Below are 17,447 nucleotides of genomic sequence, written 5' to 3' on the forward strand. Positions count from 1 at the left end.
GGACGGACCCTCAATCGACCCTTGAGGATCGGGGCGTAAAGCCCCTCCTACAAAATACGAATAGAAAACTGTAGGAGCGGGTTTATCCCGCGATTGCTTGGGGGAGATTAGAAAGCAGAGAAGCGTGGTGAGGTCGAAAACTTTCAAGTAAGACGAAGATGTATTTAAATACCTACCAGGACTTGGGGTCGCTGTAGTAAACTAGTCTGGTCGAACGACAGTTATGATGTCACCGATGGTTGAATAATCGTTGCCACCGAGACGGGCAATCGGATCGAGTGCCTTTGCATCGATCTTCAAACGATTGTTTTTCGTGGTGGCGATTCCGTCGTTTATGTATGCTGCCAACACTTTCCCGAGAATCAGGCCTCTTGGACCTTCGCCCACTTCGTGAATTGCAAATCGTTCACAGAGAAAGGCAATACGGGGATCCTTAAGTCTGGGTAGCGGCCAACCTTCAACCGGCTCGGTTTCCAGCTTTAAAAAATCTACCTCGGATATTCCTTCGTCGAGACTTGCCGCAGAACCGCTTACGGCCTCTGCCATTTCTCTATGAGGAATGTGAATTACAAAATCACTTCGTTCCTCGATGTTTTTCCACGTGTCTTTTTGTGATCCGTCCTCTTTGCGTCCCGCGGCGATGGATACAATCGGAGGTGTTCCGCAAACGCCGTTAAAAAAGGAGAAAGGGGCCAGGTTGTGCGATCCGTTTGCATTTTGACTCAACACCCAGGCTACGGGTCGGGGCACAATCGTTTGAATTAGCGTATAGTATATTTGATCGGAACTAAGATTTTGAAAATTGAGTAGCATATTGTTAGAAAAAGAAAAACAGAAACGAAGGCAACATCAAGGGGACATCGATGAGTGGCTTGAGGTTTTCCCTGCCGTTTTTGGTCGTGTAAATGCAGGCAAGCAATTGCCACGGTTGAAATGAGAAGTAAGAAAGAAAATATCCCAAAATCAAGCAGACTCATTATTACTCCTGAAATGAGGTTCACAGAAACCATTATTATCAATAGTGCCTGACGGTTAAGGCCTTGGTTCCCAGCTGGCTGTTTGTCCCAGTTGCCTGAAGAATACCTCCTGCCAAATGAGCCCAGCCGTCACTGCATCCAATGAAAGCTACTGCATTCAACGAAAGAAGAAGATAGCTGTGTTTTCGGTTTTGATACTGACCGAAGTTATGAAATGCTGAACCTGAATTGAAAGAAGTATCTAAAGTGAAGTATGATTATCTCATCGTCGGCCAAGGTATTGCCGGCAGTTTGCTCGCGCTAAATCTAATCGGTCGAGGGAAGCGCGTACTGGTGGTTGATGACGGGCACATCCATTCGGCTTCCAAAGTAGCTGCCGGGTTGATTAATCCCATAACCGGGCGAAGGCATGTTCTGACCTGGCGATTTCTGGAATTCTGGAAATTCCTTCTCGAAGATTATCCGAAATGGGAGACGCAGTTGGGGAGCGTGTTTTTTTATCAAAAACCGCTGCTTCGGTTTCTTAAGACCGCTGACGAGAAAACCTTTTTTGAGCTAAAATATAACGCGGGCGATTTTGAAGGAATTGATTTAGAGTATCCTGTAAAAACAGATTCGTTGTCTGGATTGCTGGTGGAAGAAGCAGCTTATCAACTTCAACAAACGGGTTTTGTGGCCCAGAATGAATTTATTCTAAAGACGAGGACGTGGTTGAATAAAACGGGGTGCTTGCTGGAGGATACCTGGAGTTCACTTGATTTTGATCGAGATCCTGAGGGAGTTCGATGGAAAGAATATCGAGCATCAAAGGTCATATTTACCCAAGGGTTTCAGAACGATTCGAATCCTTATTTCAAAGATTTGCCCTTCCGTCATGCGAAGGGGGAACTGTTGGAATTGGAGGGGCCAAAGCTAGATGGAATGCCCGTTTTGAATCGTGGGAAATGGCTTTTACCTCTTTCACCCGGTCGTTTTCGAGCGGGTGCGACCTACGATCTTAAAACTACAGATTTATCCGTTTCGCTGGAAGGGAAAGAAGAGACACTCCATGCGTTGGGTGAGCTCGTCGATTGGGAGTTTAAGGTGATTGGGCAAGAAGCCGGTGTGCGCCCGGCGCTGCACGATTTTAAACCGGTTGTCGGTCGGCATCCCTGGTATCCTGAGTTGATTATTTTTAATGGACTGGGTTCGAAGGGATCGCTTCAGGCCCCACTATTAGCTAAGGAATTGGTCGATCATCTGGAGGATGGTTCTGCGCTTCACCCTGACTCGGATGTGGATAGGTTTCGAAAGTATCTATGAATCCATTCAGTCCAGTAGAAGTAGCGCATCGTTTTGTGGGATCCTTGGTTTCTGAAGGAGATCACTGCATCGATGCTACTTTAGGAAATGGAAATGATACGGTTTTCCTTGCCCAGCTTGTTGGAATTTCCGGGCACGTCCTTGGTTTCGATGTGCAGGAAACGGCTGTCAAGAATGCTCAAGCTCGGTTACTCGGACTTCAATTACAGAATGTCGTTACCTGTCATCATGGTGGTCATGAGTTAATTGACAGCAGGCTCAGGTCTCTCGGGTGGGATTCAATTCAACTGGCCATGTTCAATCTTGGTTACCTCCCCGGTTCTGATAGGTCAGTCATTACGCATAGTGAAACAACCTTGGTGGCTCTCCGGGCTTGTTTAGGTGCGCTTTCTCCAGGAGGCGCAATCTCGATTGTGTCCTATCGGGGGCATGCCGGAGGAGTTGATGAATGTAACGCGATTGAGGAGTGGTTCCGCATACTCCCGAGAGATGAATTCTTTACCGTGCGCTATGAACGATGGACAAAAGAAAAAGGGATAACTCCGGTATTATTTTGGCTACAGCGGCGGACCTAAACTAGAGGGTTGCCTAGGGCACTCTAATCCACAGATTGTCCCCATCTTCCCTGTAGCATGAACGATCAACTGATAAGCGAAATTCTTCTGGCACGCCAACGAGTCTATGCCTTGGCTCCAGCGACGCCTTTGCAGTCGTTGGAAATTGATTTGGGTTTCGAATGTTTCATAAAGCGCGAAGATCTTTCGCCCATCAATGCATACAAATGGCGGGGTGCATTTAATCGGATGTCTCTTCTCAGCGAAGATGAACTTAAACGTGGCGTCGTAACTGCTTCAGCGGGAAATCATGCGCAAGGCGTGGCTCTGTCTGCTAAAAAGATCGGCACCCACGCACGCATCTACATGCCGCTCTCAACCCCAAAAATGAAGCAGCTGGCGGTCAAGCGACACGGGGGTGATCAGGTGGAAGTTCGTCTTATTGGAGATTCCTACGATGAAGCGGCGAGTGAAGCTAAACGTGTAAGTGCTGAAGAGGGGCTTACCTATATTCATGCATATGATGATCTCCATGTAATGGCTGGGCAGGGTACGATTGCCGACGAGATTGCCATGTCGGGAAAAGGTCCGTTCGACGTGGTATTTCTTCAAATTGGCGGCGGTGGTTTAGCTGCCTCGATTGCCACCTGGCTCAAACAAATTTATCCTTCCATCAAAATCATTGGAGTTGAAGGTGAGCACCAGGCTTCGATGGCCGCAGCGGTGAAAGCTGGGAAGCCCGTTGCTCTCGATTATGTAGATGTGTTTTGTGATGGCACCGCGGTTAAAAAGGCTGGCGATCATACGTACCCGATATGCCGTGACGTTATAGATCAGTTTATGACGGTGACGAACGATGAAGTAAGTGCCGCCATAGAAGTTTTGTGGAATACCATTCGTGCGATCCCGGAACCATCAGGTGCCATGGGATTAGCCGCAGCCATGAAGTTGAAGGATGATCTCCAGGGAAAAAAAGTGGTTACCATCCTTTGTGGTGCGAACATGGACTTCCATCAGCTGGGAAATATTTCGAATGCATCAGGCGTGGGATCTGCCACCAAACGTTATTTCCGTTTTCATATTAAAGAAGAACCGGGAGAATTGTTGCGCCTGCTTGAAAATGGCTTGGATGAGTTCAATATTGTGGACTTTCAATATGGGAAAACCCACGAGACCGGTTCCTGGCCTATTCTTGGAGTTGAAGGAGGAAGCGAAGCCCTGAAGCAGTTGCCCGATCAACTGAAAAGTGCGTCTATTCTTTTTGAGAATGTCACCTCTAGTCCGGACGTTGTATTTCGTGTTATTCCGTTTCGATCTCAAATAATAACGAATCCGTACTTTTTCGAGCTGGAATTTCCCGAGCGAAAAGGGGCCCTACACGACTTCCTGAAATCGGTGAGTTGCTCAGCGAATATTTGTTACTTCAACTACCAGTATACCGGTGAACGGGTAGGCCGTGCTTTGATCGGTTTTGAATTTCCGAATGAGGATGAACGGCAATTATTTGTCGAAGGCATGAGCTCCGGCCATTGGCAATTTAGGGCCTTTGAGGAGATCCCGGTTGAAGCATTGAGGAGAATAATCGGGTAGGGCACGGTCGCCCATTTATGTGGGATTGAGGTACTTCTTGGATTCGTTAAGAATGCCGATACGAAGAGGAAAAGGGTCAATGTTCATATTTCATATTTTTGCTCTCTCCGCATACTTCTTCTCCCATTTCCACTAATTTTCTAAGATTGTTCTTGGTAGAAAGGAAAAAAGGGGACGGACCTGAATGGCGCTAAGTTAAGAGGCATTTTTGAATTATAACTACGATCAAGGTCATTTCATTCGTATTCAATAGATAGGGTTGTTCATCGTATTTTTCGAATAAAAATTGCATTTACATGTAGGAATGGTGCTCCCTCGCCGTCCGCGATTGAAACGAAACCCTCGGTCGCCTGCGGAGAGACGACCCTACCTTTTTTAGCCTAATTTGTTCAATAACCGGCCTTAACTTAGTGTCATTCAGGTCCGTCCCCATCCCCTTTTCCATACCCTTTCTTTATACCTCTTTGTTCCCATCGATGATTCCGTAGTCTCTAGCTGAAGACAGATATCCAAGTTTTTGTTTATCCTTGGCATATGATAAGGTATCAGATGCTTTAGCCTCTATCTTGATAAATGGTGCAATAATACCCCCAATTGTTGCTATTGGGAAAGTCAGACCTGGTGCAAAAAAATCAATAAGTGCACCTTGGGCTGCTCCGGAAAGCATGTCCTTGCCGCTAATATTCAAACCAATACTTAAATCGTATTTTCTTAGCTTCTTGAAAGTTTCAGTCGAGACACGATCAAGGTCTGCAATCGATTCTGCTAATTCAGAAACACTTTTTTAGCTGCTAAATCTTCGTCCGGACTTTTGAGGACATCTATGTAGAGCTCGTCCACTAGATTGTGCAATCTACCCAATTCATCCATTCTCTTTTCTTTAAACTCCAGAATCTCATTGTAAGAGACATCTTCATGAGGCGCTGGAAGGGCGGAGCAAATTGAAGCTTTCAAGTAGTCTCTTTTTGATGACGAATCTGGAGGTAAGATAAATTCGTCTCCGTATTGATGAATACTCCAATCTGTATCTACATCTTTAAATAGATTTTGTGCTACAATCGATTGGCACGCTAGAACTGCATCAGTCACCATATCTCCAGAATAACTTCCAGAGAAATTTATAAGGGGACGTTTCAAAACATCCGATACAGAAGGATCATTTTCTCCTGGAATTCCTATATAAACCAAATTGTTTCCCGGGATTACGACTTGGTCCCAATATAGTAGTAAATATCCAATTTCCTCCTTAGATATGCTGCGTTCCAGTGTGAAACTGCCTTGATGCCGACTAATGACTCCCGGCTGTGCTATTACTCCACGCTTCATTTTGTATAACGTTATTATGCACAACTCAGGTGTGTAACAGGGTAGAGGGTTTGTAGGGAATAACAGGGGGTGCATAACTTCCGTAACTGTGAAATGAACAAGGTAATTGCAGCAATATCAAAGTTTATGCTCTTGGCTTTTAATTGCTTACAAAACCCGTGGCAATTGAGAGAGCGGACCAGAGAACTTAAGAAAATTCTCAAAATTGCCAGAAATCTACCCCGTCGATTCTTCGTCACTGCTATTGAGGAGCAGCGGAATGTATTTGGCACGGGCGAGTCGCCAGAAAGTTACAATGAAAGCTGAAAGTGGGATCGCCAAAATCATTCCCAGGAGTCCATTCAGTGCGATGCCCCAGAAAAATACGGAGAAGATGATCACGACCGGGTGCAGGCCTGTTTGGTTACCCATGATTTTGGGAGTAAGGATCCAACCTTCTATGAGCTGCACGGCAATCATCACGGCCACCACCCAAAGTAGTACTATAAATCCTCCATCGGGCTGGAAGTAGGCGAGTGGCAGAGCAATGGCTACGCCAAGCATTGAACCGAGGTAGGGTATCAAGTTAAGCAGGCCGATCGAAAGGCCGATAAGGAAACCGGATTTTAGACCAGCGAGGGTAAACCCGATCCCCATCAGAAGGCCCATGATCAGAGCAATCAGGATTTGGCCGCGGAAAAAAGCGACAATCATGCCGACAAACTCCCGAACCAGGAAAAGCACATCGTCCTGATGTTCTTTATTCAGGAAGGGCAGAAAGTCGCGCAGGCGAGGAACTGCGTCTTCTTCGAACTGGAGGAAAAAGAAAAGATAAACCGGGATGATGGCCAGTGCGATGCCCCAGCCCAGAATACCGGCGACGCCTTGGCCGAATACTTTGATGGCTCCACCCGAGGCATTTAAGAGTTTCTTTCCTATTGCAACCAGTTGTTCGCTAAATTGGTTCAGGTTCTCCGTGCTGATATGCGACTCAACAACGGCCTGCCAACCCGGCGCAGTTTCGTTCAGGTGCGAAATCAGCCTTTGGTAAACTTCTGGAATCGATTCAAAGAGACTGATTGCCTGTATTACCAATCGGGGAACAACCAGCAGGGCAAGACCGAGAAGAACCAGGACGATCAAACTGTATAGAAGCACGATGGCGAAAACCCGATTGAGTTTTAACCATCTTTGAAAAGTCTGAACCAGGGGCTTAAGCAGCAGGGTCAGGATGGTCGCAACTGCGACGGGCCAAATTACTGATGAAAAAGTGGAAAGGAATCTTCCAACCGTTGTGAATATGCCCAGGACGAGGAATAGAATCAAAGCGAGGGCCAAGCCGGTAATGGCTGTGGCTACTATCTTTTTTTGGTAAGAAGTGAGAAGTGGAGTAGGCGAAGATGGGTCACTCATAAAGGCTCAATTTAAGCCCTTATTAGGTGAATGCCTGCGGATCGACAAGGGTTAAAAGTCGTCCTCTTCTCCCAGCCCCAGTTGAGATTTTATATCAGGCCTTTGTTCAAGTGCATCCAAAAACTCATCTGTCGAAAAATCCGCGACCACAAAGTCATTGTATTCAAATGTCGGAGTGAGCGCTTGCGCACTGCTTTCAATCATTTGCTGCATCGCCCCTTTGTTCGAGCGCACATCTTTTACATCGACTGCAACGCCGTGTTGACCAAAAAAGGCCTGCGCTTGATTACACCATGGACAACCTGGCTTTATGTATAGAATCGGTAATTTGTTCATCAGAATAGAAGTTTAGTTTTCTTAATTTGCTTACGATTAAACCCTATTTCAGTTCTGAGAAATATCAAGTGATTCCGTGTCCAAAACTGTTAGTTTTCCGATTTTTATCCTTCGAGTGTGATGACGATGGATTCCGTGGACCTTGGGCCTTGTCGAAGTGATTGGAGTGTGCATTTTCTTACTCCTTCACACTGAAGCTTCAGGAGCTTTTTGATCCAGACTATGAGCAAGTCCACCCATCTTCCACCGTCTATTTTCATCAAAGGCGCTGCTGAGCACAATCTACAGCGCATTGATGTGACGATTCCGCGTGGACAATTGGTCGTGATAACCGGGGTAAGTGGATCCGGGAAATCTTCCTTGGCATTCGATACTCTGTATGCCGAGGGTTACCGAAAATATGTGGATAGTTTATCGGTGAAAGCCAGGCAGCTTCTGGAGCAAATCAAGCGGCCGGAAGTGGAATATATCCGAGGGCTGTCTCCGGTCATTGCGATCGAGCAGCGATCGGGATCCGGCAACAATCCTCGCGCAACGGTTGCCTCAGTAACCGAAATCGCCGATTATGCGCGCTTGCTTTGGTCTGTTCTGGGTGAGGCTCATTGTCCAAAAGACGGAGGTCTTATTGTGCGCCGCACATTGGAGGATTGTCTGAAGCGAATTTTTGAGGAACCTGAAGGTACCCGGTTGATGATCGTGTCTCCTTACCTCGATCAAAAACTCTCACTTATTCGGGAAGAGATTCCGAAACTTAAGCAGCGTGGGTTTACCCGAGTTCGCATCAATGGTGAGGTTAAATCGATTGATGATTTGAATCTTTTCCCCAAAGGCGTTTCTCAGATTCGATTGGATCTTGTGATTGACCGAGTCGTCGTAAATGAGGACCAGCGAAGCCGGATCGCCGACTCTCTGGAGCTCGCTTTTCGTGAAGGAGAGGATCGGGTTATTCTTTTGTTTCAGAGCGACAAAGATGAACCGTGGCAAGAAGTCGCGCTCAGTCAGAACCTTGCCTGTTCGGTATGCGGTGAAGTCTATGAACCTCTCACGCCGCGATTGTTTTCTCACAATCATATGGAAGGTGCTTGTACGACCTGCGATGGTCTTGGGAAGACCTTACAGTTTGTACCCGAACTATTGGTACCCGATGTAAAGAAATCAGTTAAGAAAGGTGCGTTGAAGGCATGGCGTATCGGATCAAAGCAAATGATTATTCGCCGCAATGCGCTTCTAAAACAGTTGGCCGAACAAGTACCCTTTGATCCCTTAACAGCTTGGGAGGATTTGAGTGAGGAGGTGCGAAAATTGATCCTATGGGGTTCTGGTGAAGAGACCTATTTATTTAAACTTAAACGGGGCAATTCGAAACCTCAACCCGTACCTTTTGAGGGAGTAATTCCTGAATTGGTAAGGACTGCCAAAGATTCCAGTAGCGATGGCTACCGTGCCCGGATGGTTGCTTACCAGATTAGTCAAACCTGTGAAGATTGCCATGGACACCGCCTCAATCCCGTCGCCCGGAATGTCTTTATTGAAGAAACAAGCTTTGATCAGTTTATGGCCATGCCTATTGAAGAAGCTCACGCCTGGGTGAACCAGCACTTACAAGGGTGGGGCGAGTTGAAACAGTTTGAAGAGATTGTCACCGGACTGAATCAACGCTTGGAGTTCGTTGATGAAGTGGGACTTGGGTACTTGAATCTGGAACGGGAATACAGGAGCCTGAGTGGTGGCGAGTCGCAGCGGGTCCGACTGGCGACTCAACTGGGTATGGGCCTGGTCGGGGTCGTTTACGTATTGGATGAGCCATCCATTGGGCTTCATCCGTATGACAATGAAAAGCTGATCCAGACACTCATTGAACTGCGCGACCGTGGAAATGCGGTGGTGGTAGTCGAACACGATGAAGAAATGATGAAGCAAGCTGATACTCTTATAGAGCTAGGTCCCGGTGCGGGTATCGAAGGAGGTCATCTCACTTTCTACGGAACGCCCGAGGAATGTATGGCCTCCACGTCTTCCCGGACGGGACCTTATCTATCGGGGAGGTTGACCGTGATGAAAAATAGTCCAACTCGCTTAGCGGGTGATCGTTTTGTTCAAATACATCAGGCGAGCGAACACAATTTAAAGTCGATCGATGCGAAATTCCCCGTGGGGTTGCTTTCTTGTGTGACGGGTGTTTCGGGATCGGGAAAATCCACCTTAGTAAACGACATACTCGCAAGTGCTGCGGCGTTTAAGTTGAACCGTGCAAAAACGATTCCCGGTAAGCATAAGAAAATTACCGGATTGGAGCATTTCATTCAGGCAGTTCGTGTAGACCAATCACCCATTGGTCGCTCACCACGATCAAATCCAGCGACCTACATCAAGTTGTTCGATTTACTCAGGCAGGCATTCGCCCAGGCCCCGCTGTCTAAAATCCGTGGGTACAAACCTGCCCGGTTTAGTTTCAATGTTAAAGGAGGCCGCTGCGAACGTTGTCAGGGTGCCGGTGTGATAAAACTGGACATGCAGTTCCTGGCCGATGCCTACGTCGAGTGTCCAAGCTGCCGTGGACAACGATACAATCGCGAGACGCTCGAAGTGCGATTCAAAGGATTTACTATTGCGGATATATTGAACATGTCGGTACGCGAAGCGCTCGAGGTGTTTAAGAATTTCCCAAAAGTCTCCCGTAAATTGGAAACTCTCGATGCGGTTGGTTTGGGTTATATCAAACTGGGTCAACAAGCGACAACTTTGTCCGGCGGTGAAGCTCAGCGGATTAAATTGTCTCTTGAGCTTAGTAAGACTGAGCAAGGAGCTTCGCTTTACATTCTTGATGAACCCACTACCGGCTTACATTGGATCGATATTCAGTTGCTCATGGATTTATTACTAAAGCTACGAGACAACGGGAATACGGTTATCATTATTGAGCACAATCTGGACGTTATCAATTTAGCTGATTGGATGGTAGACCTCGGCCCTGGTGGAGGTAATCAGGGAGGTGAATTGATTTATGAAGGGCCGCGGAGCGAAATTAAAAACGCCAAAAAATCTCTTACGGCAAAAATGCTTATCGCTTCCGGTAAACATGTTTAAGCTACCGCTCATTCGAAATAGAGGAATGAAACTCAAAATTGTCTTGGAACAGCTAGGCTCAGTAACTTATCCCATTTGGTAGATGCAGATAAAACCTTTATTAGTGACCGGATTGATCTCCCTTGCAATGAGCCTGTCTGTGTGGGCGAAGCTGAATGTCGTGTGGCCTACCGACCATCCACCTCATGATATGAAGGACTCCTTCTTTTCCCGGTTGCAGCCAACCGAATCTAAAGAGATTCAATCCGGGAATTTTGGCTGTGTCCGCACAAACGGCGATCAGTTTCATGAAGGAATTGATTTGCGATCGTTGACCCGAGACAAAAGTGGAGAGCCTACCGATATTGTTCGATCTGTCCTGCCCGGCGTAGTTATTTACACGAATGTCAATCGTAGTAAATCGAGTTATGGGCGGTACATTATTATCGAGCATTTCGATTCTGAAATGAGTTTCTTCTCACTGTACGCTCACCTCGCTTCGATCGATAAAGGGATAGCGCGCGGAGCTTTGGTCGAAGGAGGTCAGCGTATCGCAGTGATGGGGCGGTCGGCGTCGTATACGATTCCAAAAAATCGTGCCCATTTACACTTCGAGATTTGCCTGCGCCTTTCCGACAACTTTCAAAATTGGTATTCGTGGAAAAAATTCGAAACCAAAAACGACCACGGGATTTTTAACGGCATGAATCTGGTAGGAATTGATCCGGCCAACTTCTTTGAAGAAACCCAATGGAATCAGGTCGACCAAATCCGTCGGGTTCTTGAGCGGGAAAAAACCGCTTTCACAGTTATGGTATCTACGAACACCGTACCTGATTTTGTTCGTCGTTATCCGGCTTTGGTTGAAGGAAAAATTTCAGAGGAAACCCTCGCTGGCTGGAGAGTGGAATTTACCTACTATGGAGCACCCAAGAAATGGACACCATTGGTTTCCAAAAGCGGTCAAATTTCTGAAGGAAAACTTGAACTGGTCGATTACGATAAATCCCTGGTTTCGGTCGACGCATGCCGGGAAATGCTTCGCTTTAAAAATGGTAAACCCATCATCGGTCCCGGTTTGCAAACATCCCTACAACTTCTGTTTGGGTTTAGGTAGTAGGGATTGAGGGAAATTTAATTTTATATAGTCGCAACTACTCTGATTTAGGTAGGGCTCGATCGCCGAGCGAGCCGTCGTGGAAACGGCGAACAGGGCCTGTACAGACCTACCATTTTCAGCGACAGAATAAGGTTAAAATGGTCTAGATGACCGAGAAGAATAATATTATCCAGCTGTTCTTTCTTTGGTTGCAAATTTTGTGACCCACAGATTCCAAGACAAAGTTCCGCCTCCCATCGCAAATCCATTGAGGGCAGTGGAGAATCCAAGGAGCCACATGTTTTTGGTCGAAAAGAAGATTACTATGGAGACCATCTGAATCGCGTTGATGGCCATTCGAAGGATCATGAAATCGACACTGTCGAATAACCTTCCCCAGAATTTTGCGGAGACAAATCGGATGATCGCAGGCAACCCAAGTATTAACCAGCTGACCATGGTTACACTGGCAGCAATGCCGTACTCCGGCTTGAGCAGGTATTCGATTCTCAAGGGAATAATCATAAGGTTGCCCAAACCTACAAAGGTATAACTGAGCAGCATGATTCCGAATTTCCAATCGGTAAAAGCATAGGCTAGGTTTTTAAGCGGGTTTTGAGTGGAGTCTTTGTGGATCGCTGAGGAAGGAATCCGCCTGACAGAAATTCCCATGGCGATACCGGCCAGCCCCAGAGTTCCGAGTATCAGAGTGTAGTTTGAAGCGTCCATATCCAGGAGCTTACCAAATACCAAACTGGAGACTAGGGTTGCCGTCCCCAGGAACATGAAGCTGATGGAAAAATAACTCCCTCGTTTATTGGGCGGATAATTCTCCGCGTACATATGGGCCATCATAGGAAGAGCTTGGACCCCGAAAATGGCTGAGAGAATCAACAGAATCAAATAGGCATTTAGGTTCTGTGCAAATGCTGCTGCAGCCATGAGTAGTCCTGCAACAAAGAGCAAATTGCTGGCGACAATATTGGCCGGTCGATGTAACCAGGCAAAAAATCCCAGGGTCAGCGGCGTCAATAAGAGACCCATTGGGTTTGCGGCGGCGATCAGACTCTTCACTTCGTTAGGCGCGTCAAATACCTGAATGGCAATTACCAGAGTCAGCCCCAAGGAACCAGTCTCGAGAACTCCTTGAGCACTGCCGCGAAATCTATCCCAAAAAAAGTCTGTTTAGCGATAGATTCCTCGTCGGTCATTGAATCCGGATACAGTAGGTCCGAGTTTTTGGATGACGATCACAAAGATCGAGGCGTAGAGCCCCTCCTGCCATTTAAACTTAAACTTGGTATTCCCCGATGCTTGCGTCGGGGTCGGTGACTGAAGGGAAAGTTTGAAATCGCGGAGATCGCCAGCAAGCTGGCTCCTACATTTTGACACGCGAAAGTATCTTTAGGAGTGACCTTGGTCGCGAATCGAATACCAACGATGTCTGCTGGATTCTTGCGAGCAAAAGAGAAAAGAGCTTGTTCTTGTATTTCAGATACCCCGATGCTTGGAGTTTCATTCCTATTGCTTCCTACCGGCTCCAATCGAGCATTCGTTTGATTGGGACAAAGGCTTTTTCGCGAATGGCTTCGTCCATCTCAATAGTGGGTGAAAGTGTCTTAAGCGCATCCCGTACTTTTTCGACGGTATTCATTTTCATGAAGCGACAGTCGTTACAGGCACAGGTATCGGTAGGTCCGGCAATAAACCGTTTTCCAGGGATTTCCCTCCGGAGTCGGTTGAGCATTCCCGTTTCTGTCACCACAATAATATCTTCCGATGGGTGTTCTTTGCAGAAGCTGAGCATTTTTTCGGTGCTACAAACTTCGTCTGCGATATCTCTGACCGTTTCTACACACTCCGGGTGAGCAACGATAGGAGCGCCTGGAAACTGGCCCTTTAATTTCTCCAGGGATTGAACAGTAAAGAGAACGTGTGCGTAACAACTGCCTGGCCACAGCTTGAGCTTGCGACCTGTTTGTTTGGAAACCCACTGTCCAAGGTTTTGATCGGGAACAAAAAGAATATCCTTATCCGGAGGAACCTGGTTTACAATTTTGGCGGCATTCCCACTCGTACAAATCACATCACTCAACGCCTTAACAGCGGCAGAGCAATTGATATACGCTACCACGTAGGTATCGGGATTCGCTGCCTTATAAGTCGCAAGTTTCTCGGCTGGGCAAGAATCGGAAAGCGAACAACCGGCTTCAAGATCAGGGAGAATGACGGTCTTTCCCGGGTTCACGATTTTGGCAGTCTCCGCCATGAAATGTACTCCACAAAAAAGAATTACGTCTGCATCGGCTTCAGCGGCTCGGTAGGAAAGTCCTAAAGAATCTCCCACGTAGTCGGCAATTCTTTGAATGGAATCTACCTGGTAATTGTGAGCCAGGATGACCGCGTTCCTTTCTTTCTTGAGCTCAAGAATTTCTTTCTGAATGGCTGTCAGCGGTTCTTCTTGAAAATCTTTGGATGAGATAATCAGAGGTTCGTAATCAAGCACGTTTGGCATAGCGTAGTTTTCGATTAAATGGGAAATAAAACAGGTTATGCAAAAGCGCTGAGTCTGCAATACCGGTTTCGTGAAAGTCGTCCAAAAACTTAAAAAGAGGCCTTGATCTTTTTGAGAAGTCGATGAAAAGCGGGATGATTGCGTAGATTCTCCAGGTCTGGATCTTCCATCATCCACTGAAGATCCCGATAACCGAGACCTACGGCGTGATTTAAGGCATCAAGTGATTCTTTGAACCGCCGTTTTAGTGCCAGGCTGCACGCCAAATTGTAGTGAACCACCGGGTTATTCGGACGCAGGCGTACCAGTTTCCGGTCCATTTTAAGTCCATCCTCAATGCGACCAGCATTTGTGTAGAGGCCGCCGAGTAGCTCTATTACTTCCTCAAACTTGGGCTCTTTTTTAAGAATACTCTCGAAAAAAGAGATCTCAAAATGGTTTCTGTCACTCATGGAAATCGCTCAGGTCTGGTTCTCGCAAATACCGTTTTCCTTGAGGCGTTCGCAGTTGGCCGAGACTTGTAGACGTTGTGTTCTTACGGAGAGTCCGAGCTTCTGGGCGACTGATTGGCCGTACCATTCGAGGAATGGGGCATCGGTTTCGAAGATTTTTTCACAGTCCGTGCAGATGACTTGGGCTTGAGTAGGTTCTTCAGCTCGTGGTGTGTAGTAAAATTTATAGTCTTTCCCGATATCTACCTCGCGCACCAGCCCACATTCGGTAAGTATCGGCAATGTGCGGTAAACGGTCGCCCGGCTAACGGTGTGGTCGATTTTACGGGAACGGTCGAGCAGGTCTTCTGCCGTAAAATGGTCCTCCGAACAGAAGGCTGCATCGAAAATGGCCAAGCGCTGATTGGTCACCCTAAGCCTTCGCTCAGCCAAATGTGACCTAAAGTTTTCTCTGCTTGAACTGATATCGCTGGTAGCCATTGGGGTGAGTAGGAAATTCCCTAGACTATTGAATTGAAGGTAGCAAAGTGGTCTTCGTCAATGTTTGATCTGATCACAATATTCAAGGAAAGGCTAGCGGTATGGCGGTGAAAATAGCCCGGGTGCTGCCGATTAGCGGATTTGAAAAGCTCCTTGATTATCGGGTGCCTCCCACCATCGAAAACACTCTTAAGTTGGGGTGTTTGGTACGCATTCCTATTCGAAATCGGCATGAGCTTGGCGTGGTTTTGGAGTTTCCCAAAACGGGACAATTTCCGCCGGAGAAACTGAAGCAAATTACCCAGCAGGTGATGAAGTATCCGGCCCTTACCTCCGATTCCACCAAGTTGATGCATTGGATGCATGACTATTATGGGGCAGGTTACGAATCGATCCTTGAAACTTTCATCCCAGCAGCTGTTCGCAAGGGTATGGGCCAAAAGCTGGAGAAACAGATCGTTATCAATGGTCCGTTTTCGGCTGACGAATTTGACAAGCTCAACAAGCGTGCTCGGAAACAAGCGGTGGCGTATCAGTTTTTGAGAGATCAAATTAAACCACTGAAAAAGAGCCTCGTTGTGAAGCGGTTGAGGACATCGGCTTCCGTGATCGATGGCTTGATCGAAAAAGGATTAGTGAAGGAAGTCTCAGAAGTGATTGAACGTACGGCCTATGATGACGAGCTTTCAGAAGAGGAAGAAGTTGAAGATCAAGTATTTGATCTTACAGAGGAGCAAACCCGCTGTGTTGCCTCCATCGAAAAGAGTATCCAGGCGAAAAAATTTCAAGTGCACTTGCTGCACGGTGTAACCGGGTCGGGGAAAACTGAGATTTATCTGAGGGCAATCGCTTCTGTGATTAAGGCCGGTAAAACCGTTATCTTTCTGGTTCCCGAAGTAGCGCTTACACCGCAAACTGTCAGTCGTCTTCGGGGACGTTTTGACCGCTTCGATTTTAAAACGGTGGTTTGGCATAGTCACCTCAGTAGCGGTGAGCGGTTGGATGCCTGGACGAGTCTTGCCGCAGGCGAGGCGAAGGTCGTTGTTGGTGCTCGGTCTGCCTTATTCGCCCCCCTCGCTAATGTGGGGTTGATCATCGTTGATGAAGAACATGAACCTGCCTATAAACAGGAAGAAACGCCCCGTTACCATGCGAGAGACGTAGCGGTTTATCGATCGAAGTTAGCTAATGCGGTATGTGTTCTTGGTTCGGCGACGCCATCACTGGAATCTCTCTACAATGTTTCTACTAAGAAATATATTTCGGATAGATTGTTTAAACGGGTAGATAATCGGCTTATGCCCACTGTTCATGTGGTCGACATGCGACAGGAATTTATTAGCCAAAAGGGGGCGGTTACACTGTCTCGGCGGTTGGTCAATGACCTGCGGGATCGGCTTGAGAAAAAAGAACAGTCGATCCTGTTTATCAACAGGCGTGGTTACTCGAGGAGTATGATTTGCCCGGAGTGCGGCTGGGTAGGAATGTGTAAGCATTGTTCGATCCCCATGACCTTCCACCGAAAAGCAGGGAAATTGGTCTGTCATCTTTGTGCAGCTGAGGAGCAGGCGCACCATCGTTGTCCAGAGTGCCGCTCATCCAAGATCAAGTGGCAGGGAACAGGCACTCAGAAAGTAGAGGAAGTGATTAAACAAGTATTGCCGCACGCCGTTGTTGTTCGGATCGATGCTGATTCCATGCAGAAGAAAAATCTCTTTCGCAAAATACTCGGAGATTTTCGACGGGGGCGTATCGATATACTCGTGGGCACTCAGATGATCGCGAAAGGTCTGGATTTCCCCAATGTAACTCTTGTCGGATTAATTGACGCGGATATATCGATGCACGTACCTGATTTTCGGGCACACGAACGAACCTTTCAGCTTCTGGTACAGGTAGCAGGTCGGGCAGGGCGCGGAGACTTGTCGGGTGAAGTTCTCGTCCAGTCGTTTACACCAAGTGCGGGGCCTATCCAATACGCCCGTCGTGAAGACTTTGATGGCTTTCTTGAAGAAGAACTCCAAACCCGGAAAGAACACCAGTATCCTCCTTACCGGAATTTGATCCACCACATGTTTCGCGGGATGAATCCCGAGAAGGTGGCTTTTTATGCTGAGCAGTGGGTGAAACATCTGGAAAAATCCGATTTGAACTGGTTGGAGATCCGAGGTCCTGTCCCTGCACCCATTGAAAAGATAAAGGACTACTATCGCTACCAAGTTTGGTATTTTACCAAAAATGTTTCCAAAACGATGCCTGCTTTACTCCAACTCAGAGAGAAATTTCCGATGTCGGAGGACGTGATTGACGTCTTCGATGTCAACCCGGTCAACCTCGTCTAACAATAAGCCAAAATTT

15 protein-coding genes are annotated in these 17,447 nt (G+C 47.1%); 6 read left to right on the top strand and 9 right to left on the bottom strand.

Annotation, left to right across the window (positions count from 1 at the left end; translation table 11 throughout):
• Positions 1-201 precede the first annotated feature (201 nt).
• Positions 202-750, bottom strand: a complete 549-nt coding sequence (locus tag O3C43_03410; GenBank protein MDA1065532.1) for a flavin reductase family protein — start codon at positions 748-750, stop codon at positions 202-204.
• A 455-nt stretch (positions 751-1,205) separates the two neighbouring features.
• Between O3C43_03410 and O3C43_03415 the strand changes: the two genes are divergently transcribed.
• From O3C43_03415 to O3C43_03425, 3 genes are read left to right on the top strand one after another with little or no spacing between them, the layout of a single operon-like run.
• Complete coding sequence (locus O3C43_03415; protein MDA1065533.1) at positions 1,206-2,279, top strand: FAD-dependent oxidoreductase; 1,074 nt, start codon at positions 1,206-1,208, stop codon at positions 2,277-2,279.
• Positions 2,276-2,854, top strand: a complete 579-nt coding sequence (locus O3C43_03420; protein MDA1065534.1) for a methyltransferase domain-containing protein — start codon at positions 2,276-2,278, stop codon at positions 2,852-2,854. The genes O3C43_03415 and O3C43_03420 overlap by 4 nt, the downstream gene beginning before the upstream one ends.
• A 57-nt stretch (positions 2,855-2,911) precedes the next feature.
• The gene (locus tag O3C43_03425; GenBank protein ID MDA1065535.1) at positions 2,912-4,423 is read left to right on the top strand and encodes a pyridoxal-phosphate dependent enzyme; all 1,512 of its coding nucleotides are present in this window, start codon (positions 2,912-2,914) and stop codon (positions 4,421-4,423) included.
• A gap of 454 nt (positions 4,424-4,877) precedes the next feature.
• Here O3C43_03425 and O3C43_03430 read toward each other — a convergent pair whose 3' ends face one another.
• From O3C43_03430 to O3C43_03445, 4 genes are all read right to left on the bottom strand, one after another.
• Entirely contained in the window at positions 4,878-5,111 is a 234-nt protein-coding gene (locus O3C43_03430; GenBank protein MDA1065536.1) for a hypothetical protein, read from the bottom strand.
• A gap of 77 nt (positions 5,112-5,188) precedes the next feature.
• Positions 5,189-5,749 (bottom strand): DUF6236 family protein, encoded by a 561-nt coding sequence (locus O3C43_03435; protein ID MDA1065537.1) that lies wholly within the window; start codon positions 5,747-5,749, stop codon positions 5,189-5,191.
• 216 nt (positions 5,750-5,965) lie between these two features.
• Positions 5,966-7,141, bottom strand: a complete 1,176-nt coding sequence (locus O3C43_03440) for an AI-2E family transporter (GenBank protein MDA1065538.1) — start codon at positions 7,139-7,141, stop codon at positions 5,966-5,968.
• A 51-nt stretch (positions 7,142-7,192) separates the two neighbouring features.
• The gene (locus O3C43_03445; GenBank protein ID MDA1065539.1) at positions 7,193-7,477 is read right to left on the bottom strand and encodes a glutaredoxin family protein; all 285 of its coding nucleotides are present in this window, start codon (positions 7,475-7,477) and stop codon (positions 7,193-7,195) included.
• A 222-nt stretch (positions 7,478-7,699) separates the two neighbouring features.
• Between O3C43_03445 and uvrA the strand changes: the two genes are divergently transcribed.
• On the top strand, positions 7,700-10,564 hold the full coding sequence (gene uvrA, locus O3C43_03450; protein ID MDA1065540.1) for an excinuclease ABC subunit UvrA: 2,865 nt from the start codon (positions 7,700-7,702) through the stop codon (positions 10,562-10,564).
• Positions 10,565-10,646: 82 nt separating this feature from the next.
• Positions 10,647-11,660, top strand: coding sequence for a M23 family metallopeptidase (locus O3C43_03455; GenBank protein MDA1065541.1), 1,014 nt, complete (start codon positions 10,647-10,649; stop codon positions 11,658-11,660).
• A gap of 168 nt (positions 11,661-11,828) precedes the next feature.
• Here the strand turns inward: O3C43_03455 and O3C43_03460 are convergent, their stop codons facing one another.
• The 4 genes from O3C43_03460 to O3C43_03475 form a co-directional block, all read right to left on the bottom strand.
• On the bottom strand, positions 11,829-12,767 hold the full coding sequence (locus O3C43_03460; protein ID MDA1065542.1) for an MFS transporter: 939 nt from the start codon (positions 12,765-12,767) through the stop codon (positions 11,829-11,831).
• A 406-nt stretch (positions 12,768-13,173) separates the two neighbouring features.
• Complete coding sequence (gene nadA, locus O3C43_03465) at positions 13,174-14,157, bottom strand: quinolinate synthase NadA (GenBank protein MDA1065543.1); 984 nt, start codon at positions 14,155-14,157, stop codon at positions 13,174-13,176.
• 89 nt (positions 14,158-14,246) lie between these two features.
• Complete coding sequence (locus O3C43_03470; protein MDA1065544.1) at positions 14,247-14,609, bottom strand: hypothetical protein; 363 nt, start codon at positions 14,607-14,609, stop codon at positions 14,247-14,249.
• A gap of 9 nt (positions 14,610-14,618) precedes the next feature.
• Entirely contained in the window at positions 14,619-15,089 is a 471-nt protein-coding gene (locus O3C43_03475) for a Fur family transcriptional regulator (GenBank protein MDA1065545.1), read from the bottom strand.
• Positions 15,090-15,190: 101 nt separating this feature from the next.
• Between O3C43_03475 and priA the strand changes: the two genes are divergently transcribed.
• Entirely contained in the window at positions 15,191-17,431 is a 2,241-nt protein-coding gene (gene priA / locus O3C43_03480) for a primosomal protein N' (protein ID MDA1065546.1), read from the top strand.
• Positions 17,432-17,447 lie beyond the last annotated feature (16 nt).

The sequence above is a fragment of the Verrucomicrobiota bacterium genome (assembly GCA_027622555.1).
Lineage (GTDB): Bacteria > Verrucomicrobiota > Verrucomicrobiia > Opitutales > UBA2995 > UBA2995.